The sequence below is a fragment of the Streptomyces sp. NBC_00322 genome (assembly GCF_036147535.1).
Lineage (GTDB): Bacteria > Actinomycetota > Actinomycetes > Streptomycetales > Streptomycetaceae > Streptomyces.
The window spans coordinates 1,379,308-1,403,176 of sequence record NZ_CP108019.1 but is presented as its reverse complement, the minus strand read 5'-3'; the positions used below and the strand labels follow the sequence as shown (position 1 = coordinate 1,403,176).

Sequence of the window (23,869 nt, the reverse complement as noted above, 5' to 3'; positions counted from 1 at the left end):
CCCAGCGCTTCGCACCGGGAGGTCAAGGATGCGCTTCACCTCCCCCGTAAGCGGGGGAGCACTGCGCAAGATCAGAGGTGAAGGAGCGTGAACGGAGTCGAGGGGAGCTCCGGCGCATCGCCGGGGCTCCCTTCAGTGCTGTGGTCAGCCCACTTCCACCGTGAGGCGCTCTGCGGGTACCGCCGCTTCGTACTCGGGCAGGGTACGGAACCAGCGCACCGTCTCGGCCAGCCCCTGCTCCAGCGGCACTTGGGCGACATCCGGGAAGAGTTCGCGCAGGAGGCCGCCCGAGGCCTGGGAGTGGCGGACGTCTCCCGGCCTCGCCGCCTCGTGCCGGATGTCGGCCGGAGACCCGATGATGTCCGCGAGCTGCCGGGTCAGGTCGATGATCGGCACCCGCGTACCGAAGGCCAGGTTGACCGGACCGGGGCACGTGACCTTGCGCAGGACAGCGTCGGCCAGCACCCTGACGACGGTTCCGATGTAGGTGAAGTCCCGCGTCTGCAGTCCGTCGCCGAAGATTCTCACCGGCGTGCCGCGCAGCAGGGCATCGATGAAGGCCGGTACGACGGCGGCATAGGCGTGACCCGCCGACTGCAACGGCCCGTAGACATTGAAGAACCGGAACGCCAGGACCGGGAGGCCGAACGAGGCCCCGTAGGCAAGGACGTACGACTCGGTGGCGAGCTTGCTCGCGGCGTAGGGGCTCATGGGCCGCGTGGGCAGGTCCTCGTGCTTGGGAAGCACGGGGACGGCTCCGTAGACCGAGGAGGACGAGGCGGCGACCACGGGGACGCGATGGCGTCGGCAGGCCTCGAGGACGTACACCGTCCCGTTCGCGTTGACGTTGTGACTGGCGACGGGGTCCGCCAGAGACCGCGGTACGGACGGGCGGGCCGCGAGGTGGACGACAGCATCCACTCCCGACACGATGTCGTCGAGGAGTTCGGGGTCGAGAATGCTGCCCTCAATCAGCTCCGCGTCGACTCCCGCCAGGTTGGCTGCGAATCCTGTGCTCAGGTCATCCAGAGCGATGACCTTGCCCACGGTCGGACGTGATGCGAGCTCTCGGCAGAGGTTGGCACCGATGAATCCGGCACCTCCGGTGACTAGGACGTTCACAGTGCTGACCTTTCGAACGGGGATGCGGTCCACCAGTTGCGGGCGACCGCGATGGAGGTGTAGAGAGCCTGCGTGTCGGCCACCAGACGTTCCGCGCCGAAGTGCTGGGTGGTGAACGTACGGGCCTGTGCCCCCATCTGACGGCGCAGTTCACCGTCGCGCAGAAGCGTCACCGTGTGGCGAGCGAGCTCACCTGACGACAGTCCTGCCAGGAGCCCTGTCGTTCCGTCTTGTACGACCTCCGCAACGCTGCCGACGTTCGTGGCCACCACGGGCAGTCCCGCCAGCCCGGCCTCGATCAGGCTGACGGGCATGCCTTCGTTGTCCGAGGTGAGCAACACCAGGTCGGCGGCCGCGTAGACGGTCTCCACATCGGCGCGCCAGCCCAGCCGGTGGAGCGAGTCCCCGAGGTCGGCTACCGCCTCCGGATCCGGCTCGAAGTCGCCTTCTCCGCACACCACGAAATGCGCTGCGGGAACAGCGCGGCGTACTTCGCGGGCCACGGCCAGAAAGCGATCAGGCCGCTTGATTCCGGTAATTCGCCCCACGTAGGCGACCACGGGGCAGTCCTGCGGGAGACCGAGCAACCGCCGGGCTTCGGCTGGCTCTGGTGCGGTTGCAAGCCTGGTGCCGGGCGGCGTGACCGTGTATTGGCTCGCCTTTCCAATGCCGGCGGCGACGAGGTCGTCCCGCACCCGACTGCCCACGGCAACCAACCGATCAGTGAGGGCTGCCAGACCGCGCTCGGTCTGCACCAGGACCCGAGTCTTTGCCGGAGAGAAATAGCCATGCAGGAGATGGCCGTGAAAGGTGTGCACCCTTGAGGGGACACGCGCCAGCACGGCAGCTGCCCGCCCGAGTGCGCCCGCTTTCGCTGTGTGCGTGTGGACGATATGGGGCCGGAATCGGCGCATGGCTGCCGTAAGTTCGAGAAGGCAGCGCGCATCGTCCGTGGGCCGCACAGTCCGTCCCAGGCCATTGAGCCGATGGACCGGCAGGTCGGGTGCCCGCTGCTCCAGATAGTCCGCCTCATTCGGACCCACATGTCCGGTGATCAGGTGATGGTCGAATCGCTCGGGATTCAGCCCCCGCATGATGGCCGACATCTGGACAGCCGGTCCACCGATATTCATTCTGGCAATGACGCTCAGCACGCGTAGGCGTGGAATGCCGGAACCCGGGGTTCGGTACGTGGCGGTCGACATGCGCAGATATTAGGCCGAGCACACTCCAGGATCTGTCAAGGGCGCGACGTATGTTGTCTGCCAGGTTCGTGCCGCGTGGCGCCCAGCTGTACGTGGTCGGGCCGGATATAAACAGCTTCGTACCCAGTCGAGCCTCTGTGGTCAGGCAGTGGACGGCAAATGCGCTGCCGTGTTTTGGAAGCGGGAGTCAATGCCAACGACGGTGCAGGGAATGTTCAGGCTGATCTCGAACCACCCGGCCAACCGGGGCCGCCGCGTGAGGGCCTTCGCAGATATGGCGCTGTGGCAGGGATACAAGCATCTCGTGGGCAAGGCCTTCAATCTCAAAGTCTACGGTGACATGCGCTTCCGGGCCTACCCGGACAGCACCCAGGTGGGACGCTTCATCTATTTCGGCGGCCTGCCCGACTACGAGGCCATGACCTTCATGAAGAGGTATCTCCGTCCCGGTGACGGATTCATCGACGGCGGTGCCAATGAGGGAATCTTCACTCTGCTGGCTGCCCAACTCGTTTCTCCCCAGGGCGAGGTGCACGCCTTCGAGGCCCACCCCGTTTATGTAGCCAGGCTGCGCGAGAATGTCGCAGGAAACGGGCTGCGTTGTGTATCGGTACACGACGCGGCGGTTGGGGAGGACCCTGGCATGCTTCCGTTTGTGCTGCGCGGGACTGGTTCCCGAATCCAGACTGCGCAGGACGTAGGCGAGACCCACTCCGCGCAAGTCGTGCGACTCGATGAGGTGCTGCCGGACCGCTCCTGGGCAATGGGCAAGCTCGACATCGAGGGCGCGGAGCACTGTGCACTGCGCGGCGCGGAAAAGCTCATGTGCCGTGCCGAGCCGGCGGTGTGGTTCCTCGAACTCGTCGATCCCTTCCTGGCCCGATTCGGATCATCGGTCGCCGAGGTCCGTCAATGGATGGGGGACCACGGATATGACCTTATGCAATACGAACCCGAGTCGAACCGGTTCATTCCCGCCCTGCGCGACCATGGGACGGACGTCTTCGCGGTCTCCCGGGCACGGGCTGCGGAGATTGAGACGCGACTGCGGGATGCCGCCCTCACCTGAGCCAAAAAAGCACGTGAGAAGTGGGCCTCTCGCCGGTATTCGAGTGACTTCCGCTAAAACGCCGGCCCAGGCTGAGTCAAACACCGCCACGTATAGCAGTATGCCTGTTCTGCGAAAGCGCGAGCGAGTACGTGGCTGCTCAACGTATCCGTCGGTCGGCATGGGAGGCGGCACGATGGCCAAGGCACGGATCTGCGAAGTGATCAAAACCCTCGACGTCGGTGGCGCCGAGGTTCTTCTGGTGGAACGGCTACGTCGCGCGCCCCGAACCGACCGCGACTACACCGTAGTCTTTCTCCGCGCCGCCACCGAGGAACTGGCCGACGCACTCAGCGCCTGTGGAGTGACGGTCATCGATCTGCGGGCACACCCGCGGTGGTTGCGCTACGTCAGGCTGGTGGGGGTGGTGCGAAGACTGTCCCCCGACGTCGTCAATGTCCACTCCCCGTTGCCGGCAGCGGCGCTGCGCCCCGCTCTGCGCCTGATGCGCCGTCGCCCATTGCTTGTCTCCACGGTGCATCAGGTGCGGTTACGCCCGCTCACCATGCTGCTCGACCGGTCGACCCGGTGGCTGGACGACATCACGGTAGCCGTTTCACCGCAAGTGGCGAACGCCGGTACCGTGCGGGGCGCGCGCCAGGTCCGTACGCGGATCCACGGCGTGGATGTCGCCACCCAACGTTCCTGGGCCCAGCGGGCCGACCAGGTACGGGAGGAATTCGGGATCCCCACAGATGCCTTTGTGTTCGCCTGCGTGGCCAACTTCCGTAAGGTGAAGAATCACCCTGGGCTGATCGAGGCGGCTGCGCAGGTGCTTGCCCGGCGTACCGACGCTCTGTTCGTCCTGGCCGGGGATGGCCCTCTGCGCGAGCAGGTGCTCACGGATATCGACCGGCGTGGCTTGCGGGACCGGGTTCGCTATCTCGGTGCGGTTGCAGGGGCCAACCGCTTGGTGGCGGCCGCGGATGCACTGGTGCTGTCCTCCACGCACGAAGGGCTGCCCGTGGTGGTCATGGAGGCGATTGCCGCCGGAGTACCAGTGGTGTCCACGGCGGTCGGCGGCGTCCCTGACCTGGTACGCGATGGCGACAACGGCATTCTCGTTCCACCCGGTTCGCCGCAGCAGCTGGCCGAAGGCATGTTGCGTGTTATGCGTCCCGAGGTCCATTCGGCGCTCGCCGCCGGAGCACGTGCCGACGCTGGGGCAGTGGACGTCGCAGTCACGGTGGCGTGGTTCGACGACGTGTACAGCGCCGTGAACGGCGTCCGGGCGTAGCCGGTCTTGCTATCCGGAAGGACGTACTGACGTCATGCCCGATTGTGGCTCATCCTCCGGCACCTCTTGCCAGCCCCGATTTCGGGTACTCATGGTGTGTACCGGCAATCTCTATCGGTCGCCCCTCGCGGAGTGTCTGCTGAGAGAGCGGCTGGCCGCGGTGCGGGCGACGATCCACGTGAGCAGCGCGGGCACAGAGGCCGTGCCGGGCATGCCAATGGCGGCGACGGCTGCTTCCCTTGTCGCCGGACGGGGCGGGGATCCGTCCGGGATGCTCGCCCGTCGGCTGACCGCCGGGCTGGTGGAGAGCTCGGATCTGGTGCTGGGGGCGGCGACGGAGCATCGCGAGGCGGCCGTACGGCTGTCCCCCGTGCGGGCGCTGTACCGGGCCTTCAGCCTGCGCGAGTTCGCCCGGCTGGTGAGGGCCGAGGACGCCGCCGGGGTGGTGGATCCGGCTGCCAGGTTCGCCGCGCTCGTCGAGGGTGCGGCGGCTCGGCGCGGTTCGGCCCCGGCGGACGCGGCTGACGACGACGTGTCCGATCCGCTCGGTGCGAGTCCGGGGGAGGTACGGGAGTGCATGACGCGGATCGAGGAGTCGGTGGAACGGATCGCCACCGCGGTGTTGGCCAACCACCGGGCACGACCGTGCGTTGCTGAATCAGGGTGATGCCGGACAGACACGGGCTCGGAGATCGTGGGCTGAGCGGACAGGCATGTGTCAATGTGGCCTGGTATATGCATATGTACCGGGGGTGCTGAAGGTGTGTCAAAGCACATGCAAGGTCCTGTGAACGAGTCGCAGCGGCGAGTGAGCGGCACGCCGTCTTCGCCCCCGAACCAGCCCACGTCCACAAGGGATTTCACGGACCGAGACTGCTCCACGCCTGACGGAAAGCGCCGGCCCTGGCAACGTCATTTGAGGACCTTCGCCTCACTCACCGCCGCGGGCCAGGTGGAGGCGGCACTCTCGTTCGCCACCAGCGTCGCGCTGGTCCGGCTGGTGGGCGTCACCGAGGCGGGACAGGTGTTCTTCGTCCAGTCCATGGCATCGGTCTGGTTCCTGCTGTGGGATCCGCGCTTCGAGGACGCGCAACAGCGCTTCGTCCCGGTCGAGCAGCTGCACGGCCCTGGCCGTGGCACCCGGCTGTACCACCGGCTTCTCCGGCTGGACATCGTGGCGGGACTGCTGGCGACGATCGTGGGCGTGGTAGTGGCGGTGGCTGCCGCTGCCATCGGATGGATCTCCACCGAACTGCTCACGTTGCTCGTGCCCGCCGTGCTGGGCGCGGGAGCGGCCACTGTTTCGGGCAGCGCCTCGGCCGGCTTCGCGCTCGCCGACCAGCTGTGCCGGCTCGGCTGGATGCGTTTGGCCCTCGCCGCCGTCAGCTGCCTGGTGACGCTGACGGCTCTGCTGACCGCCGGCCCGGCCGGCTACCTGGCGGCGACCGTGGTCACGGGTCTGCTCTCGACTGTCGTGCTCACCGCCGGTGCCTGCCGACGACTGCGCGAGGCATACGGTCCGCCCACCGCAGTCCCCATTGCGATGCCACCGGGCCTGTTGCGCTTCTTGGTGAAGACCTCGGCAACCGGATCGGTCTCCGTTGCCTCGGACAGCGGCGTCTCACTGCTTGCCGGACTCTTCGGCGGACCCGTGCTGGTGACGTACCTGAAGGTGGTCACGTCGATGGGTCGTCTCTTCCTGAGCTTCGTCAGCCCGGTGGCGGCACAGCTCTATCCGCGCCTGGCGCGTGCGGGAGCTCATGGGCGCCGTACGGCGGTGATGAGCGATGCCCTCCGCTCCAGTGCGCTGACCGGAGCGATCGGAGCGCTGGCGGTGGTGGTCGCAGCTCCCCTCACAGGTCTGCTCCTGGGCCTGGTGTACGGCGCCGAGTACACGGTGCTGTCGACGGCGGCGGTGGTGCTTCTGGCCGGTGCCGCGCTGCGCGGCGCGGTGATCTGGGGCAAGGTGCTGCCGTCGGCACTGGGATTCCCGGGCGTCCGGCTGGCCTTCCTGACCGCCGAGGGCGTCTGCCAACTGGGGATGCTGGTTGGTGTGACTCAGCTCTGGGCGGGCCCGGAGCGCATGGCGCTGGCCTTCGCGTGGGGTTCCCTGTGCCTGCTGGCGCTGAGCACGGCCTGCTGGTTCCTCGTACTGCGGATCCTCGTCGCAACCATGCCCCGCGTGAGCGTGCCGACGGCGCAGGTCCTGTCCCGTAAGTGATCCTCGAACTCGTTAGGGCAGGCTCACCGGCCGTCTGGTAGTGCGTCTGTCCGGCGAGGGTGAGGTTGTACAGGCGGGCGCGATCGGTTGTGCTGCTCCTTAAGACGATGACGATTGCCGACGGCGGCTATCAGAGCACGGGCCTGGTCATCCCGCACCGCCGGTGCACAGGCGTAGAACTCCCCTCTTGGAACCCACGGCGGCTTTGGCGCCGGACTCCTCCCACCCGCGAGAATTGTGCCGGTTGCCTGGCAGGGGACGGCCGACTATGACGATCCGGCGGGAGTCGGCATCGGTGACGACCTGATGGGCCGTGGAATAACGGTAGTTCTTCGACTGCTCGGCCCGAGTGGTCGCGGGTGGGCACCAGGGTGCCGTCGACGATGAGCACGGTGTCGTTGCGGAACAGCTTCCGCTGCCGGAGTGCGAGCATCGCGCCGACGTGGTCGATGATGCGGTCTGCGGCCGACGTGGAAATCCCGAACAACGGGGCAAGTTGTCGCAGCGTCAAGTTCGTTCGCCAGTACGCCGTGACCAGCAGGTTGCGGTCCTCCAGCGACAGGCCCCAGGGGCGGCCGCGCTGCGGATCAGTGGCCCGCTCGCGTCGTACCGTGACTACCAGCTTGCCGAAGCAGTGCGGGGCTCAGACCAGTGAAGGGCCCATCCAGGACGGCACCGACGCCGTGATCACACCAGCCGCTACGTGATCGTTTCACCCTGGGAGAAGTAGCTGAGCGATGAGCCTTGGTTCCTGGATCAGCGACCAACGTCTCCCTACCTGTTGGACGTTGACCGGTCCAGAATGCCGACATGGCAGAAGAGGACCACAACGAGGCAGAAGCGCGCTCATTCCAGTCATGCGCCGCCGAGGTGGCTCGGGTGCTAAGCCTCGAGAACGTGGCAAGCGTGCCGGAGGACCGACGAGCGCGGCACCTGGCCCATGCAGTGCGTAAACCACTACTCGAACGCGGCAGCCTGCCCGAAGAGTTCTTCGCCCCGTTGATGGCCACAGCCGTAGACGACCCGGACCCCAGCTTCTGCCGCTGGTTCGTTGAGCCGGCGCTCTACGCATTCGGACGGCGCCGGGTCATGACAGCACTGCTCGACTATCTGCGGACGGGCACGGACGCGGAGCGAGCGGGCGCCAAACGGGCCTGGTACTGCGCTCACTTGCCGCTGCGCGCGGACAGGTCACCGGCCTATGCACCCGGTGGGAGTCGCGATCCCGCCCTAGACGAGTCTCTCGACGTGGTGGACGAGTGGCTGGAGGTTTCCAGCGATCGGCTGCGTGATCAGGCCGACTCACCGATCCACAACGAAGCCTGAGACAGCTCCCGAGGCTGGCCCCGTTGCCACCGGGCTTTCGCTTCCCCCTCGGAAGTTACGGGAAAAGCCCTTAGGTGAAGAGCGGCAGCGTCGGCATCGACCCGGCTACAGCGTCATGTCCGTGCATGTTGGCGACGATTTTCTGCCGACGGTGGTAGACGCTGAACGTGATGGGAAAGGGGCGTCGGAACTGTGGACTTTCCCCGTCCAAGGCCTGGGATCCGGCACGTCGAGGCCGCGACCGCCAGACCGAGAACCCCCCATCCTGCGCAGGGAAAGGCGCCAGTGGTGTTGAACCATACGACCGTCGCGACAAGAACTGCGCGTGTTACCAGGTCCCGTGGACGCCACGTGTGCCACAGCAGCATGAGGAACATGCCCGATCCGATGATGCCCAGGTAGACAGCGATATCCAGGTACACGTTGTGTAGACCTTCTAGATGTGTGTACCGGTACGTGTCCACGAGTGCCGTGGGGTCCACCTGTGACCAACCACCGCCCACGAGCGGGTTCGTCGCCTCGAAGGCACCCCAGAAGGAATCAGCCTGCAGCTTGTGGATCTGGAGAGTCAGATGCATGTCCGGGCGAATCACCGGGATGAGCAGAAAAGCAGATGCCACCGCACAGGCGAAGACCAGAAGATTGACGCCTCGCCTTGCGCCCACATTCTGCACTCGCTTGCTCCGGCCAAGAGAAAGCACGGCCAGCCCGGCCAAAGCACCCACCGAGGCCCCAATTCCGCGTGCCCCGAACAGCCCGACCAGGCCACTCGCGATGAACAGCGTCTTGGCGATCTTGTTCGACTCCGCCGCACCGATAATCACCAAGACGGTGGCTACCAATCCCACCTCGTTGGAACCACCGGGCAATCCGTACCAGCGGTCGATGGTGTTGCCGAAGAGGGGCACTGCGGCCAGTGCTCCGAGCAATCCCCAACGGGCCCAGCGCCACAGGTCGAACTCTCGGGGCAATGACAGGCTCACCACGGCGCCCGCGATGACCGGCTCCATAACTCGAAGGAAACTCAGCGTATTCTCGAGACCATGCGCCGTGGCACTTCGTGCCACTCCGAAGAGGAGAAACGCGGTCAAGACCTTCAACACAGGTGCACGAGGCGCAGACGTGCACCGAAGCAGTGCGGCAAAACAGACCACCACGAACGCCGCATCCCCGTAGTGGAACGTGCCTCCCCATAGCTTGCCCAACTCCGGCCACGCAGTCGGATGGATCACAGCCACAATCGTCGTGGCCAGGACGATCAGTCCAGGCCCAGCAGTGATGACGAAGACCGCTGCTCCTGCGAGGAGGAGGATCACGAGAGCGTGGCCGGGGCTGGCAGCAGCCAGAGCGGTCAGAGGTACCGAAGCCACTACACCGGCGATGGTCAGGGGGGTCTTCCAAGACGGGATCGGCATCAATTGGTTGCCTCCGCGGTGCGAAATGACCGCATCGTGGGCCGTCTGGTGTCAGTGGCTACTTGATCGGCCGACAGTCTTCCATCCCCGCTGACGGGTTCGGACACCGCCTTAATACTCGCGCAGTTTGAGCCCATGTCACGGCCGTTTGACCCGCTTACCGGTTTCGTGCTCGGGCACCTCATCCACCAACCGGTCGCAGTAGTGCCAGGTATGTCGGGGAGAGAAGGTTGGGCCAGCGGTGCACGGCGGAGCGAATAAGTTCCACCCTGGAGCCGACCAGTGCTCGCTCGTCCGCCACCTTCCAACCATTCTTGTGGCTGACCTCACCGACAAAGGTGCGCGCTTCGTCCAGCGAGAAGAACCAGCGGTGCCGGTCGTTCGGCCGTTGGATGGGAAGCCCGTACTTTCCCGAGATGGGCTTGCCGCGCAGGTGTCGTACGCGGATACGCACTTCGTAGCAATTAGGGAGGGTGATAACGATGTGCCCCCGTGCAACTCTGCAGAGCTCCGAGAAGGCGTGGTGAATGTCATCCGTGTGTTCCAGAACATCGAGGGCTGTGATGACATCAACGGACTTGTCCTCAAAAGGGAGCCGCTTACCGAGATCGGCCACTACCTCAGCCTGAGGGTCTACGTCCACTCCGATGTAACGCGCCTTGTACCCTTCGAGCGCCAGTGCCTTCTCGAGATCTCGTGTCCTGCAGCCGATGTCGATCACGGTCCCGCGCCAGATAGACGGGTAAGCCCGGACAACACCGCATACCTTCGGCGTAACCGCCTCGCGGTCGAGCACCATGACGTCCATGTTCAGTCCGCCTTCGCAAGAATTACTGAGTGGCTCGTCCATGACGAGGCGACTTCAACCTGCTTGTCGGCGCTCACTTGGTGCACATTGCCGACGTCAGCGTTTCAAAGCCGAATTCCTCATCCATATGTATCGTTTGCGAAAGTTCATGCCGTGGAGACACGCCGCGTCGGGTGAGCTCCGATCCGAAATTTCCTGCCCATCGGAATATCTTAGGTTCACCCTTTATGGCCTGGTTCGAGTGTGGGCGTGAAGGTGCCGGTTTCAGCGGCAGCGGTTCGGCGGGTCCTTCACTCCGCCGTACAGGCTGTCCGCCATCGGAGTGCACAGGCCGCCTGCAGCGGCTCGTCGGTGCCGTAGTCGGGCTTCGCCATGCAACGCTGAGGCCAATGCCGCGATTTCGGGGCCTTCGGATGCACGTTTGGGAGGCTGCCGTCTCCTGCCTGCCCAGCAGTTGCGTCGCCCTGCCGATGTTGGACGAAATGCCTGCCCCGCTTGCCGATCCGGAGCGGCAAGCGCACCTGTGGTCTGCGTAACCAGCCAGCACTCGCTCTGTGCGAACGAGTGGGTTTCGCATCACCGGCACCGCGCCGGACGGCAATACGTCCCTCGTGACCGACGCCGCTCCCTGTCCGACGGCGTTCCCCGAGAGGAAGACGTGATGCTCTGCAGCAATCCGATGTTCGAGCGCAGCGTGTTGGTGCGCGCTCATCCCGCAGACTCCACCTACCGGCTCAGTGCCTCATGACCACCCGGCAGGCGCCCGCAGCCGCTGGGACGAAGCCGACCCAGCTCACGGTCGTCACCCTCTCGGGGTCCCGGCAGGCGAACGTCGACGACTCCGCGGACTTCCGCACTTGGGCCGCTCTGGCCGGCCGTCTGGGCAGTGCCTATTGCATCTGGGCGGGACCGCACCTGGAGCGCAGACGAGGATCGCTGCACGTCCTCAGGCGTCCTCGGCGGCCCGGCATTCTGCGGTCGCTTGTCTGGGCAGTCGGATCGGCTCTTATCGGTGTTCGCGTCGCGCGCGCCGCTGTGCGCAGGGGTGAGACCGTCGTGGTCAACGGAGCGGAACCATGGGGGTGGCCGTCCGCCTGGCTCATCGCCCGCGTCGTGAGGCGTCCGTGGCTGATGGACATTCATGGCGACCTCCTTGCCCTGCCGGTCGCCGCTTTCGGCCGCTGGCGCCGAGCCGTGCTGCGGCGGGCCGTTGTCATGTTCGCCCGACGTGCCGACGGCTGCAGAGTCGTCGCCCAGTCGATGCTGGACGGCCTGGAGCGGCGCGGCATCCCTTCCGTGCTGGTCCCTCCACGGCTGCTCCCTGTCTGGGAACAGCCGCTGAAGCGCTGTCGGCCGCCGCTCGCCGCCCCGGCCGCCCCTCAGCTCCTGACGGTCGGCCGACTCCACCCGTCCAAGGGCTACGACCTGCTGCTGACGGCGATGGCCGAGCTCGTAGGGGCACTCCCCGGGGCCCGGCTGAGGATCGTGGGGGACGGGCCGCTGAGGGCGGGCCTCCGCGAACAGGCCGAGAGGCTCGGTCTGTCGGATCGTGTGGAGTTCCTAGGCGCACGCGGCGTCGACGAGATCCGCTCGGAGCTGTCCCGCGCAGACCTCTTCGTCATCTCCTCACGGGACGAAGGGCTACCGAGAACTCTTCTGGAAGCCGCGGCCGCGGCTGTGCCGGTCGTCGCCACCTCGGTCGGCGGAATTCCGGCGGTCGCGGCGCGATGGGACAGTGTGACGGTGGTGACGCCCGTCCCCGCGGCGATCGCGAACGGGGTACGGCACGTCCTGGCGTCCCCGCCCAGCGCCGAGCAACTGGCCTCCGTACGCAGCGATGTTCTCGCGACCTACAGCTTCGAGACGAACATCGACGCGCTCTCCGCCCTCTTCCGGTCAGTCGGCACGGAGTGAGCCGAACGCCCAGGGCGGTTCCAACAGACGAGAAGAGCGAGGAGATTGCTGTGGGCCGAGTGTCGGCGGCTGGTCAACGGGGGAGGTGCACACCGGTCCCCGAGGAGCCGGGGTCGCGCCCGCGACTGGTCTATGTCGTCCCCCATCTCTCCGAGACCGAGTCAGAACACTTCGCGCACATTCCGGCGCTGCTCGCGGCCCTGGGGACACGGGTCGACGTCGCGGCCGCCGTCGAGCGGGGGGATCCGCCGGCGCGCCTCCCCGGGGTGCGACTGCTGCTTCGTGTGCCCGGCCGGAGCCGCCCCGGCCGTGTGCTGGGCGCCTTGCTCACTGTCCACCGCTGCGCCCGTGCCGGATACCGGACCTATTTCCTGCGCTACTCCACCTTGTTTGTGACCGTGCTGATCCTCACCTATCCCGTGTACCGCCACCGCATCTTCCTGTGGCGCAGCGGCACGGCCAACATGCGGCTACCGGGCGAGCGCAGGTCGTTGCGCCACAGGGTCCGTCACCTCGTCAACAAGGTGACGGCACGGTCGGTGCACTGTCTGGTCACCGGACCGGAGACCATGGTCCCCGTCATGGCCGGGCAGTGTGGAGTGCCGCTGCACAAGATGAGGCTGCTCTACAACGACGTCGACGCCGAACGGTTCGCCCCGTTGAGCGCAGATGCGCGGCGCGCGACGCGGGTGAGGCTCGGGTGGGCCGAGGGCGAGTTCGTCATGTTGTACGTCCACCGGTTGTCGTACCGGAGAGGAGTCCGTCTCCTGGTGCCGCTGCTCAACGCGGTTCTCCCGGCGGTGAAGGATCCTGCCCGGGATGTCCGGCTCGTCGTCGTGGGAGACGGCCCGGAGCGGTCCCGCCTGCAGCATGAGGCGGCCGATCCCGCGCTGGGCGGCCGGATGCAGGTACTGGGCGCCGTGCCCAACCGCGACCTGCCCGAGCTGTATGCCGCGGCGGACTGCCTCGTCATGCCGAGCTACGAAGAGGGGTTTCCGCGGGTGCTGCTGGAGGCCATGGCCTCGGGCACACCTGTTGTGACGACGGACGCGGGCGGGTCCGCAGACGTGGTGGGAACCGACTACCCCTATGTGGCTCGCGTCGGTGACCTCGAGGCGCTGGTCACCCACGCGCGCTCCGTCATGCTGATGCCACACGAAGACCGGCGCGCGCTCGGGCAGCGGCTGCGGCAGCGCGCGCGAAGTGAGTTCTCACCGCAGCGAGCGGCGGCAATGCTTGAAGCGCTCCTCTGACACCGTCACCGCCGCCAGCCGTGGCGGTGACGGCCAGGTGCCGCACAACCGGCGCGCCCCGCGGGGTGGGCGGTCTCACCCGCGGGGTTGGAGCAGCGCCAGATAAGTCGAGCACAGGAGGTTGGGCCAGCGGCACATGGCCCGTTGGGCATTGCTCGACGGTGCCCGGAGAGCACCCAGGGCTTCGGTAAAGTAGCGCGGTGTCCGGTTCGTGATGGTCTCATGGTCGGGCGTCCTGGAAGCGAGACCGGTACGAGCTTCCAAGACCATGGAGTTCTCGACTCCCCGTGATCTCAGTGGAAGACCGTGCCTGCCGACGCATCAATTGCCGATCCCGCCTGTGCTTGACCAACTCCGCGATCAGCCGGAGGCCGGAGGCCGTTTCAGTACAGTGCGATACCACTCCTCGACTCGCCCTGCGACCATGGACCAGTCGAGCTCCGCGGCTGAACGCCTACCGAGCTCACTTATCCTGCTCCGGCCCGACTCGTCGTCGAGCAAGGTTCGCAGAGTGGTCACCAGTTCCGCCTTCACCCCGGACCGGAAGACTCGGTAGGCCTCGGGGACCGTGACCACCGGATCGAGCGAAGCATCTGACGACACCACGACAGGGGTGCCAAGAGCCAATGCCTCCAGGGCGGCTGTGGGTACGCCCTCACCCTTCCCAGGCAGTCGGCAGGACGCGAGTACGAACACCTCCGCGCGGCGCACCAGCCGGTAGACCTCCTGCCGGGGCAGCGCACCAGCCAACTCCACTCCCGGTCCGGCGGCCGCGAGCTGAGTGAGCCGGTCCCGCTCCGGGCCCTCGCCCGCGATGACGAGGCGCAGCCCCGGCCGGCTGCGGGCCAGTTCGTGGAAGGCTTCGATGACCAGGCAGTGGTTTTTCACCGGGTCCAAGCTGCCGACGCTGACGATCAGGCCGCGTTCACGATCGCGGGCACCAGCGGCGGGTGGCATGCGGGACAACTCGAGACCGCTGGACATCGTGAGGATGCGTCGTTCGCGCACCCCGCACGTCACGAGGTCAGCCGCGGTCCCCGATCCCAGCGCGATGAATGCGTCCACGTGCTGGAACGAGTGCCGGGCCAGTCGTTGCCGCCGGACCGAGAGTCTTCCGTGGACGGTGAGGCACAGCGGGATGCCGAGGCGTCGGCACGCGGGGCCCAGCCACATGGCCTCGACATGGTCACCATGCAGATGCACCAGGTCCACGCTGGGCGAACGTGAACCACCGTACAGTTGCCGGACGCTCGCGGCGGCCTCCGCAGCGAACGCGGTCCTGTCGGACCGGGGGGCCAGCGCCCGTGACAGGGCGGTTTTGCGCAGTGGCAACTGCGCAGCCCCCGGCGCCGCCGATCCGTGCCGGAACGCCATGGTTACCCGGTGCCCGCGGCTCAACTGCTCGCGCGTCAGGCAGTCCACATGGCGTTCCATTCCGCCCGGCATCGGCGGGACTCGGTAGCTCAGACGCACAATATGCATCGCAGTGTCTGCTCCATCCCGTGTGCCACCTCGGCTGCCGGCCCGCACGGGCGCTAAGGGCGGCCGTCCCGGCACGGCACATGAACCGGATAGCAACGCAGCATCGCGGCACATCACGCCGTCCGCGGTCCGCCCCGCCGTGTCTCACTGGAAAGGACGAGCCGCACCACGTGCGCGTGACCGTGTGAGGACCTACGAGATCTTCGATGCGCGTCCGTGACCGGTCGCCGCGGACCGGCCGTGATGCAGGGCCGTCCTCCTGCGCGTCACCACGTACCCGCAAGGCGCGCCTCTACCTCATGTCGGCGTTGGCGGCTCACGGCGAGAACGTCGGGAGCCGGACGGAACGGGTCCGGTGCCGGTACCAGTTTGTTGCTGTCCGGGTCGTAGAGCACCATGTCGTAGCCGTTGTCGTTGAGCCATTCCCGGGTCTGACGGACAGAGGACCCGAAGCGGTGAAGGAACTTGTCGACGAGCTCCAGCATCCACACTGCCGGCTGGCCGCGGGCGATCAACTGTGCGGCGCCGGTGAGAGCATGTTGTTCCGAGCCCTCGACATCGAGTTTGCCCATCGCGAAAGTCCGCTCCGGCAGGGTGTCGTCAAGGCGGCCGAGCCTCACCTTCATGCTGGTGTCCTGGTCCGCCGTCGTCTGGATACGGGAGCCCTCGCCTCTGAGGACGAACGACACCCTGCCCGGTTCAGACCCGATTGCCATATTGTGGACGGTCACGCATTCCAGCGAATTGGCGTCGACGTTTTCCCGCAGTCGGTTCGCGAACTCGGGCACAGCCTCGAACGCGTGCACAGCCCCGCTCGGCCCCACGAGCTGGGCCGCGAGCAGAGTGAACATTCCCTCGTTGGCGCCGCCGTCGATGAAGCCGTCCCCTGGTCGCAGAAAGCGCTTCATGAACGTCATCTCTTCGTAGTCCGGGAGCCCGCCGAAGTAGATGAAACGGCCCGGCTGCGTACTGTTGCGGTAGGCCCGGAACGACATGTTTCCGTACACCGACAGGTCGAGTGGACGTCCGACCAGTCGCTTCCAGATCTGCCACCCGGCCATGGAAGCCAGAGCCTGAGCGCGGCGCCCGCGGTTGGCAGGGTGTTCCCAGGCCATCTTGACCATGCCATGGACTGTCGTCGGCAATTGTCTGCTCCATTCCGGGTAGCGGCGCCTCGGGCGGCTGGGGTACCGAATGGCAGGTTCCGGACCATCCCTCAGCTCGTTGCGGCGGTTGATTGTTTGTCGTGCGGCAAACGGCGTTCGGACTGATGGCCTTGGCCCCTGTGAGCGCCACACGGCCGGATACTCCGCATGCACGTCATCACCCGAAAAGTGATATTGCCCTAGCGCGGCTCAAGACCATTCCTCGACTCGCTGGGCGAGCAGAGCCGGTCATCGGCTCTGCTCGCCCACGATCGGGACCGGAGGAATCTCAGTGGCACTCGAAGGGCGGGTGAACCGTCGCCTGCAGCGGGCGCGGGAGTCGCTGGTTCAGGACGGTGGGTGCGTGGTCGGAGGGAGGCTCCAGCAGGTGGAGCATCACCGTGCGGCTGCTGCCTGCGGGTAGCTCAACGTCGAGCGTGTACACCGGATGTCCGCGCTCGATGCCCGGTGACATGAGTGCCGTGCGCCCGTCGACGGTCGCCTTGATCAGATTCGCACCGGCGGTCGCGTAGTAGGACACGAGCAGGCGATTGTCACCCTGGTGCGTTGCATACGGCGGCTTGTCCAGGCGGTCGGTGACGTATGTGGGAAGTCCTTGGGACGGTGCACGGTTGGCGAGGACCGCCTTGACGGTGACCTCGCGGCCGTTGGCGGTGCAGCGGCCGGTGTGCCAGTCCAGGGTGCGGTCGAGGTAGTAGTCCAGCTTGGTGCCGGCGGCGTTGTTGACGACCAGCCCGGCATACGGCTCCGGACTCTGCGGCAAGGAACCGCCGACCGGGCGTGATTCCAGCTCCCGCTGCTCATTGGGGTGGGCGCTCCAGGCTGTCATCTGCCCGTTGCTCAGCACCTCGTACAGGCCGAGGAGAAGCGCAGGCCGCCGCTCGGGATCTTCGGCGGCGGTCATCAACTGCCCGGCAGCGGCGCGGGCCACGTCCAGCAGGAAAGCTTTGCGTTCGTGCGGGTCCGGGTGCGTCATGTAGTTGGTGCGCTCGCTGAGATCCACCACGTTGTCCGCGGCGACGACGGTGCCGGCGGTCGTGCGCGTCGGCCCGGACGCGGCGAGCAGCCGGGCCAGGGCGCCCGGATCCAGGGAGAGTACGCCGTCAACACGCTCACGGCTCTTGTCGAGCCAGGTGGCCGACCAGATACGCGCAGCGTAGGGGAAGTGCGGGCTCATATTGGAGTTGGGCCACGTGTCCACCACGTCGTAGCCTGCGTACATGGCGGCGAACTCGGCACCGAGGTCCACCTTGGGGCGAGGGTCCAGCATTTCGGTGTCGTTTCCGAACCGCGTCAACGCGAACTTGCCCCGGTCGGCTGTCAGGGTGGCATGAGCACCGGGCATTCCCCCGGTTCCGCGCGACTCCGCGGGGTTCTGGAACACTACGAAGTAACGCCGCGGACCGTCCGCCCCAAGCATCGCCGGCAGAAGGCGGGCGCCGGTGGCGGCGTCCTCCACAGCGGGTGCCATCCGGTCCAGCCGGCCGAGGAGTTCGTCCCGGACCCGGTCCAGGGCGGGCAGCCAGGTGTGGTTGGGCAGCTTGCGGGTCTCCGCACGGGTCACGGCCACCTGGCGTGAGACGTTCGCGAGAGCCGGGGCGGCCCTGCGCAATTCGGAGAGGTCCAGGTGGCCGCCGTCGGAGCCTGCATCGTCGGCGAGGTTGCCGGCGGTCTGTACCACGGCAGGCAGAACCTCGCCGGTCAGCCGGTCGACGGCCTTGGCGGTACCGCGGACTGTCTCGACAGTGCCTCCGAGGCCCGGCAGATACACGGCCATGGACCATGCGGGTCCGGTGGTGAGTCGATGCGCCCGGTCCGCGTGCGCCGCAGCGGACCGGGCCGCGGCTTCGCCGCGCTCCCGGCGGCCCGCGGCGTCCTTCGTCGTTGAGACCGACGAGGCGGACGCTGTCACAGAGTTCCGCAGCGTTTCCAGGTCGCCGCGGGCCGCGAGGAGCTCGCTACGGGCGTACAGGCCCGTGACGACCAGCCAGCACGAACCGGTGAGGAGAGTGGCTGCCGTTGCCCACATCAGCGGCCTGGCGCGGCGGTGATTCCGTCGCACCAGGCCGGTGAAGTGGGACACAACCGCGCTGCCTTGGAGTTTGCGGGTCGTCCACGGCATCCGCTGGCCTCTCAGCCGCGTTCAGTGTGACTGCGCCGCCGCCTGACGATCACGAGTGACCCGCCGCCGAGAAGTACCAGAGCGCCTGCCGCGCTGAGCAGCGCCGCCGTTGCATCCGAGGAACCTGTCTTCGCAAGCTGCGAGGGGTCGTGGTGATGGCCTGGGTCGCCGGGGCGTCCGTGGTGGTCCCAGGGACCGTCCCCGTCGCGGGTAACTGTCAGCGCCGCCGAGAGCCACTCTCCGGATGACCGGCCCTTGAGCGCGAAGCGGTAGTCACCGGGGCGAACGTCCTCGGGGATGGTGACCGTTCCGCTCACAGCTCCGTCGGAGTCGGCGGTGAAGGTGCCCAGGTACACGGAGTCCCCGTGTCCGCCCCCGTGCCCGCCACCGTCTCCGCCCTCCACTGTGGGCGACACGATGGGCAGCACGGACGACGGCGACGTCCTGAGTGCGGCCGTGGACGCGCCGCTGCGGGTGGTGGCGGCACCGCCGGGGACCAGGAGGGCGACTACCTCTTCATCCGGCTCGAAGCACGTCGCGGAGAAGGTGAGCTCATCACCGGGGGCCACGGTGTCATCGCTCAGCTCAGGGGGAGGACATGGTGGGTACTGTGCGTAGGCCGGCTCGGCAAGCACCATCGGAGCGGCGGCAATCAGGGCTGCGGTGGCGGCGGCCATGGCGACACGCCGTCTTGATCGTCTGAGCATCGTGTTCGGCTCCTTCAGAAGGCCTTGGGCAGTGATCGTTTGTTGCTCTCGGCGCGGGGTGGACGACTTCTGGGGCCATGACTCGGACAGCAAGGCATCGACCGAATAAGCAACACAATCCATAGACGTGGGCGGTTCAGGACAAACAGGCTCGCCAGGGTGTTCCACGGGTCGGCGCACCGGTTGCACCCGACTGGCTCCCCAGCACTCGCGCCTGCGGCCCGCTTCTGGTGAGGCTCGACGCTCACGGACACCCAGTCCTCCGCATCTCCCTTACGCAGCGTCGGGCGCCCCGCGCATGCAGCACCCGGCCCCCTCTCGATACGGGGGCCGACCACGACGAGGCTTCTTGGCGAGCCGCCCCCGGGCGATCAGGGCCTTGCGGTCGGCGGGAAGGGCCCGGGCGTCGTCGCTTCGTGTCGGTCCCGGCGGACGGCGACCGCGCAGAAGGTCGACCGGGTGCTGTGGTTCGGTGGCAGGGTGAGGGTGCGCGCAACTGGTTGCGCGCCACTGGAAAAGCGTGCCGCTTTCGAGGAGTAATGATGGAAGCCAACGGCATCACAGCGAATCTGCGCGTCCCGGACATCGCAGCCGCACGCGACTTCTACACCGGCTATCTCGGCCTGAGCGTCGAAGTTTTCAATATGGGCTGGGTCGCCCGCTACTCGTCGCCCGATGGACGTGCGGAGCTCCAGCTCCTTACGCGCGACGCTACAGCGCCCCAGGATCCCGTCGTCTCGGTCAGGGTCGGTGCGGCTGTCGACGATGCATACGCCGAGGCACGACGGCGCGGATACGAGATTGTGCACCCGCTCACCGAAGAACCCTGGGGCTTGCGCCGGTTCTTCGTCCGCGCACCCGATGGCAACATCCTGAACATCGCCGGCCACCCGGACGCCTGAGCAGCGACGGGTGACCCGCGTCGGCATCGACGAAGGCCGGGCCCGGGCGTGCCGTGGTGCGGGTGATGTGGAGGAGGTGTGTGCGGCGGACGACGTTTGATCTTCGTATATGCAGTGCGTGTTAGCCTGCCTGCGGCCACGATCGAATGCATACGGGGGAGGCACGGTGGGCTCGGGCGGCTACCAGGTCAAGAAGGCAGGCATGACCGGGCAGGCCCTGCAACTCGACGATGCCGGCACGGACATGGACGGCGTCAGCTCGGCCGTCAAGTCCCGCACGAGTTACTCGTACGGCGATGTCGGCGGCAACGACGCCGCGTCGGCGCTGAACGCGTTCGTCAAGGCCTGGGAGGCGGAGGCCAAGACACTGGCGTCGGCGTTGCACGAGCTCGGTGGCAAGGTGCAGTTGGCCAAGAAGACCTACCACGGCACCGACGGCCTGGTGAAGACGCAGGCGGACAGCGTCTCCGTCGGCGGCACGAGCAGCCTCACCGACACGTCGACGCAGGGCGGGCGCACCTCGGTCCTGTCGAGCTACTGAGGAACGGGCCGGTGTCGTTCTTCTCCTCTCCCCTCGACTCCCCTTCCTTCCGCCTTGCGTGGCTCGCCGGGCTGTCCAAAAAAATGCTCAGTGCCGGGAGCAAGAACGAGCTCCTCGACCTGATCGACGACGCCCTCTCGGTGCCCGAACCGGGGGGCGACCAGGCCGTGCTGGAGGGCCTGGCAAGGCTCTACCGCGGCCAGGTCGGCCAGGTCAGCAGCGTCTTCGACCAGGTCGACCGGGTGGGCCGCAAGGGTCTTCCGGAGGTGTGGGTCGGCGACACGAGCGTCCTCGCCTCCGACGTGGTGAACGCCGCCGGGCGGTCCGTGACCCAGATGAGCGAGGCGTTCCAGGGTTGCGCGACGGCGCTGCTGACGCTGGCCGACGCGATCGGCGCCGCGCAGCGCAAGGACGAGCAGGGCCGCGGACAGCTGCTGGAGCAGAAGAAGACGCTCGGCGGCAAGGACGGTTTCTTCGACGACCTGCACGAGAACGACGAGGAGGAGTGGGACCGCAAGAACGCCGCCCACTTCGGCTCCTACGCGGTCGACCTGATGCACGCCGCCGTCTCCGACGCGCAGGAGGCCACCCGCGTCGCGGCCCGGGACCTGAACAAGTGGGCCGCCGAGGCACGGGCCGGGAAGATGGAGACCAGCGAACTCACCGCCGTCGACAAGCTGATGCTCGCCGACACCGGCGTCGCGGGCGCCGACACCGAGCTGAACGAGATCCTCACAGCCGGCGACCTGGCGCGCGCGTCGACGCGTATGGACCTGCTGAGTCTCGACGACGAGACGGCCATGGAGCGGATGCTGGCGAAGTCGGACACCCCGCAGGAGCGCGCCTACCTGATGAAGGCCCTGGCCGCCGGCCACAGCGTCGCCGAGATCGAGACGTTCCAGAACAAGATCCACGGCAAGGACCCCGACTGGATGCGCCGGCACCTCACTCCGGTGGTCACCGCCACGGACAGCATGGACGACGAGGGCCTGGCGTCGGACGGGTCGAACAACAACAAGGACTACGCCACGTTCGACGGCCAGCGGTGGGTCCAGGGCGGCGACGGCTCCGAGGGCACCTGCGTGGCCTCGTCCACCGTCACCTCCCGCGCCATGGTCGACCCGATGTACGCGCTCGACCTCACCGGCGGCCCCGACGGGCAGCAGGACGACCCCGAGGCCTTCAAGCAGCGCCTGGTGGCCGAACAGCACCGGCTGCACACCGAAGGCGACGGCGGCAAGAACTGGGGCGGCATGGGGTCCGAGGGGCAGGAACGGATCAACGACACCGCCGTCGGCAGTGCCACCGGCAGTGACTACCAGCGCCAAGACCTGAACAGCGCCGACGACCGCAGGGCGGTCCTCACCGAAGTCGAGAAGTCGGTGGCGGAGGGGCGGCCGGTGCCTGTCGACGTCTCGGGCAAGGACGGCGCCCACGCGATGACCATCATCGCCCAGGAGGGTGACATGCTCCAGGTGTACAACCCCTGGGGCTCGACCACCTGGGTCAGCGAGGACGACTTCATCAACGGTCACATGGGCAAGGCTTCCAAAGGTGAACTCCCCGATGCGTACAGCGTCTATCTTCCGCGGTAGCAGGGGCGGTGCCGCGATCGCGGCGGCCGCGCTCCTCGCTCTCGCCACGGGCTGCGGCTCGGGCACCGACGAACCGGCCGGCGGCTCCACGAGCACCGTGGGCCGCCCGACGAGCCACCCGGTGAAGGACACCAGCATCACTGCCGAGCCGGGCGAGCGCTTCACGCTCACCGTCGACCAGAACGCCTCCACCCGCGAGTACTGGTACCTGGTCGACCCCGAGCCCGACAGCTCGGTGCTGGTCAGCCGCGGCCAGGACTACGCGTCGGACTCCGGCGACACGCCGGTTCCCGGTGCCGGCGGCCGGCTCACCTTCACCTTCGAGGCCAAGGGCAAGGGGACCACGCGGTTCACGCTGCTGCACTGCACGTTCACCACCTGCCAGGGCAACACCTCCAGCCGGCCCCCCGAGACGACCGGACCCTCCGCCACCCCGACCACGGAGGCGGCCACCCCCTCCCAGGCCCCCGAGCGCATCACCTACACCGTCACCGTCAACTGAGCCGCAGCGGACCAGTCAGATGAGACGAGACACCCGAGGCCCCGCCATGAACTCCGACGCCCCGTACCCGCCGGACCGCACGGACGACGAGCTGGCCCGGCTCGACATCACCGTCCTGCTGCGGTACGGCCTCACCGCCGAGCCCGGCTCCCGGCGCACCGCCCTGTTCGGCGACGGCGCCGCGGCCGCAGCCGTCATCCTCGACCGCCTCGGCACCGAGCCGCGTTCGGTCGCCTTCCTCGCCGACACCGTGCGCGCCGGCGGACTCGCCCGCGCCGCGGAGCTGCCCGAGCCCCTGCCCCGCCGGGAGGCGGCCGTCCTCGTACGGGAGTGGCTGCGGGCCGGCACCGAACTCGTGGGCGGGATCGCCGCCGACGACACCGCGGCCACCTGGCTGCGTGCCGTCGCGACCATCATCGAACTGAAGCAGCTGACCCGGGCGCGGGGCCGGAGTACGTGATCTGAGTAGCCGATCCGAGTACGGCGGCGGGTGTGGGGCCACCGGGCGGCTGCCCACCGTGGGCTTTACGGAGAAGACCCGTCCCGCCCCCGAACCCGCCGCCGGCCACGAGCGCACCCCCGCCGAGTGGGTGGGGCCGGCCGCCCTCGCGGTCCTGCTCCTGCTCACCGGCGCTTTCGCGAAGCGGTCTGTGACACGTGTGTGTCAGTGACTGGCGCGGCGTCAGAAAGGCCGGCAACGGGTCAGTGTGAGCCCTGAGACACCTGAGGGCAGCTGACCGAACACGCGAGCCGTTGTACGCTCCGGAGACCGCCCTTGACCTGCAATAAGTGGGCAGGGAGCAGACAAACTGGGAGCTTCTTCATGCTGCGCACCATGTTCAAGTCCAAGATCCACCGGGCCACCGTGACCCAGGCCGACCTGCACTACGTCGGATCCGTCACCGTGGACGCGGCGCTGATGGAGGCCGCCGATCTGCTCCCCGGCGAGCTCGTCCACATCGTCGACATCACCAATGGCGCCCGGCTGGAGACGTACGTCATCGAGGGCGAGCGCGGCTCCGGCGTCATCGGCATCAACGGTGCGGCCGCTCATCTGGTCCACCCCGGCGACCTGGTGATCCTGATCAGCTATGCCCAGGTCGACAACGACGAGGCGCGCACACTGGTGCCGAGTGTGGTTCATGTCGACGCGCAGAACAGGATCGTCGCGCTCGGCGCGGACGCCTCCGCGCCCGTACCCGGCAGCGATACGGAGCGCAGTCCGCACGCCGTCGTGTGACCA

Annotated in this window: 21 protein-coding genes and 1 pseudogene; 13 read left to right on the top strand and 9 right to left on the bottom strand. The window is 67.4% G+C overall.

Going from position 1 to position 23,869, the window contains the following annotated elements; genetic code table 11:
- Nucleotides 1-144 precede the first annotated feature (144 nt).
- Both OG905_RS06340 and OG905_RS06335 read right to left on the bottom strand, forming a co-directional pair.
- Nucleotides 145-1,122 (bottom strand): NAD-dependent epimerase/dehydratase family protein, encoded by a 978-nt coding sequence (locus tag OG905_RS06340; RefSeq protein ID WP_328666615.1) that lies wholly within the window; start codon nt 1,120-1,122, stop codon nt 145-147.
- The gene (locus OG905_RS06335) at nt 1,119-2,327 is read right to left on the bottom strand and encodes a glycosyltransferase (protein ID WP_328666614.1); all 1,209 of its coding nucleotides are present in this window, start codon (nt 2,325-2,327) and stop codon (nt 1,119-1,121) included. Before OG905_RS06335 ends, OG905_RS06340 begins: the two co-directional genes overlap by 4 nt.
- Before the next feature lie 211 nt (nt 2,328-2,538).
- Here OG905_RS06335 and OG905_RS06330 point away from each other — a divergent pair, with 211 nt between their 5' ends.
- The 4 genes from OG905_RS06330 to OG905_RS06315 all read left to right on the top strand — a co-directional run bounded on the left by OG905_RS06330 (nt 2,539) and on the right by OG905_RS06315 (nt 6,893).
- The gene (locus OG905_RS06330) at nt 2,539-3,396 is read left to right on the top strand and encodes an FkbM family methyltransferase (protein ID WP_328666613.1); all 858 of its coding nucleotides are present in this window, start codon (nt 2,539-2,541) and stop codon (nt 3,394-3,396) included.
- Nucleotides 3,397-3,571: 175 nt separating this feature from the next.
- On the top strand, nt 3,572-4,672 hold the full coding sequence (locus tag OG905_RS06325; RefSeq protein WP_328666612.1) for a glycosyltransferase: 1,101 nt from the start codon (nt 3,572-3,574) through the stop codon (nt 4,670-4,672).
- A gap of 91 nt (nt 4,673-4,763) precedes the next feature.
- A complete protein-coding gene (locus tag OG905_RS06320) occupies nt 4,764-5,339 on the top strand; it encodes an arsenate reductase/protein-tyrosine-phosphatase family protein (RefSeq protein WP_328666611.1) in 576 nt (191 codons plus the stop codon).
- A 249-nt stretch (nt 5,340-5,588) separates the two neighbouring features.
- On the top strand, nt 5,589-6,893 hold the full coding sequence (locus tag OG905_RS06315) for a hypothetical protein (RefSeq protein WP_328666610.1): 1,305 nt from the start codon (nt 5,589-5,591) through the stop codon (nt 6,891-6,893).
- A 156-nt stretch (nt 6,894-7,049) separates the two neighbouring features.
- On the opposite strand, the pseudogene OG905_RS06305 reads toward OG905_RS06315, so the two are convergent.
- Nucleotides 7,050-7,557 (bottom strand): annotated as a pseudogene (locus OG905_RS06305) (transposase family protein); the annotation flags it as partial.
- 146 nt (nt 7,558-7,703) lie between these two features.
- On the opposite strand from OG905_RS06305, the gene OG905_RS06300 reads away from it, so the two are divergent.
- The gene (locus OG905_RS06300; protein ID WP_328666609.1) at nt 7,704-8,219 is read left to right on the top strand and encodes a hypothetical protein; all 516 of its coding nucleotides are present in this window, start codon (nt 7,704-7,706) and stop codon (nt 8,217-8,219) included.
- Between the two features lie 113 nt (nt 8,220-8,332).
- On the opposite strand, the gene OG905_RS06295 is transcribed toward OG905_RS06300, so the two are convergent.
- Both OG905_RS06295 and OG905_RS06290 read right to left on the bottom strand, forming a co-directional pair.
- The gene (locus OG905_RS06295; RefSeq protein ID WP_328666608.1) at nt 8,333-9,634 is read right to left on the bottom strand and encodes a hypothetical protein; all 1,302 of its coding nucleotides are present in this window, start codon (nt 9,632-9,634) and stop codon (nt 8,333-8,335) included.
- Between the two features lie 181 nt (nt 9,635-9,815).
- Entirely contained in the window at nt 9,816-10,442 is a 627-nt protein-coding gene (locus OG905_RS06290; RefSeq protein ID WP_328666607.1) for a class I SAM-dependent methyltransferase, read from the bottom strand.
- A 744-nt stretch (nt 10,443-11,186) separates the two neighbouring features.
- Between OG905_RS06290 and OG905_RS06285 the strand changes: the two genes are divergently transcribed.
- A complete protein-coding gene (locus OG905_RS06285; RefSeq protein WP_328666606.1) occupies nt 11,187-12,356 on the top strand; it encodes a glycosyltransferase in 1,170 nt (389 codons plus the stop codon).
- Between the two features lie 50 nt (nt 12,357-12,406).
- Complete coding sequence (locus OG905_RS06280; RefSeq protein ID WP_328666605.1) at nt 12,407-13,609, top strand: glycosyltransferase family 4 protein; 1,203 nt, start codon at nt 12,407-12,409, stop codon at nt 13,607-13,609.
- Nucleotides 13,610-13,969: 360 nt separating this feature from the next.
- On the opposite strand, the gene OG905_RS06275 is transcribed toward OG905_RS06280, so the two are convergent.
- From OG905_RS06275 to OG905_RS06260, 4 genes are all read right to left on the bottom strand, one after another.
- A complete protein-coding gene (locus OG905_RS06275; RefSeq protein WP_328666604.1) occupies nt 13,970-15,091 on the bottom strand; it encodes a glycosyltransferase family 4 protein in 1,122 nt (373 codons plus the stop codon).
- 266 nt (nt 15,092-15,357) lie between these two features.
- Entirely contained in the window at nt 15,358-16,410 is a 1,053-nt protein-coding gene (locus OG905_RS06270; RefSeq protein WP_328666603.1) for an FkbM family methyltransferase, read from the bottom strand.
- 115 nt (nt 16,411-16,525) lie between these two features.
- Nucleotides 16,526-18,379 (bottom strand): DUF4012 domain-containing protein, encoded by a 1,854-nt coding sequence (locus tag OG905_RS06265; RefSeq protein WP_328666602.1) that lies wholly within the window; start codon nt 18,377-18,379, stop codon nt 16,526-16,528.
- An 11-nt stretch (nt 18,380-18,390) separates the two neighbouring features.
- Nucleotides 18,391-19,086 (bottom strand): LPXTG cell wall anchor domain-containing protein, encoded by a 696-nt coding sequence (locus OG905_RS06260; RefSeq protein ID WP_328666601.1) that lies wholly within the window; start codon nt 19,084-19,086, stop codon nt 18,391-18,393.
- Nucleotides 19,087-19,625: 539 nt separating this feature from the next.
- Here OG905_RS06260 and OG905_RS06255 point away from each other — a divergent pair.
- The 6 genes from OG905_RS06255 (at nt 19,626) to panD (ending at nt 23,866) form a co-directional block, all read left to right on the top strand.
- Nucleotides 19,626-19,988 (top strand): VOC family protein, encoded by a 363-nt coding sequence (locus tag OG905_RS06255; RefSeq protein ID WP_328666600.1) that lies wholly within the window; start codon nt 19,626-19,628, stop codon nt 19,986-19,988.
- A 202-nt stretch (nt 19,989-20,190) separates the two neighbouring features.
- Nucleotides 20,191-20,529 carry a hypothetical protein gene (locus tag OG905_RS06250; protein ID WP_328666599.1) on the top strand — a complete coding sequence of 113 codons (339 nt, stop codon included), beginning with the start codon at nt 20,191-20,193 and terminating at the stop codon, nt 20,527-20,529.
- Between the two features lie 11 nt (nt 20,530-20,540).
- A complete protein-coding gene (locus OG905_RS06245) occupies nt 20,541-22,124 on the top strand; it encodes a peptidoglycan-binding protein (RefSeq protein WP_328666598.1) in 1,584 nt (527 codons plus the stop codon).
- A complete protein-coding gene (locus tag OG905_RS06240; protein WP_328666597.1) occupies nt 22,096-22,626 on the top strand; it encodes a protease inhibitor I42 family protein in 531 nt (176 codons plus the stop codon). Before OG905_RS06245 ends, OG905_RS06240 begins: the two co-directional genes overlap by 29 nt.
- A gap of 46 nt (nt 22,627-22,672) precedes the next feature.
- On the top strand, nt 22,673-23,086 hold the full coding sequence (locus tag OG905_RS06235; RefSeq protein WP_328666596.1) for a hypothetical protein: 414 nt from the start codon (nt 22,673-22,675) through the stop codon (nt 23,084-23,086).
- Nucleotides 23,087-23,449: 363 nt separating this feature from the next.
- Nucleotides 23,450-23,866 (top strand): aspartate 1-decarboxylase, encoded by a 417-nt coding sequence (gene panD / locus OG905_RS06230; protein WP_328666595.1) that lies wholly within the window; start codon nt 23,450-23,452, stop codon nt 23,864-23,866.
- Nucleotides 23,867-23,869: the final 3 nt, after the last annotated feature.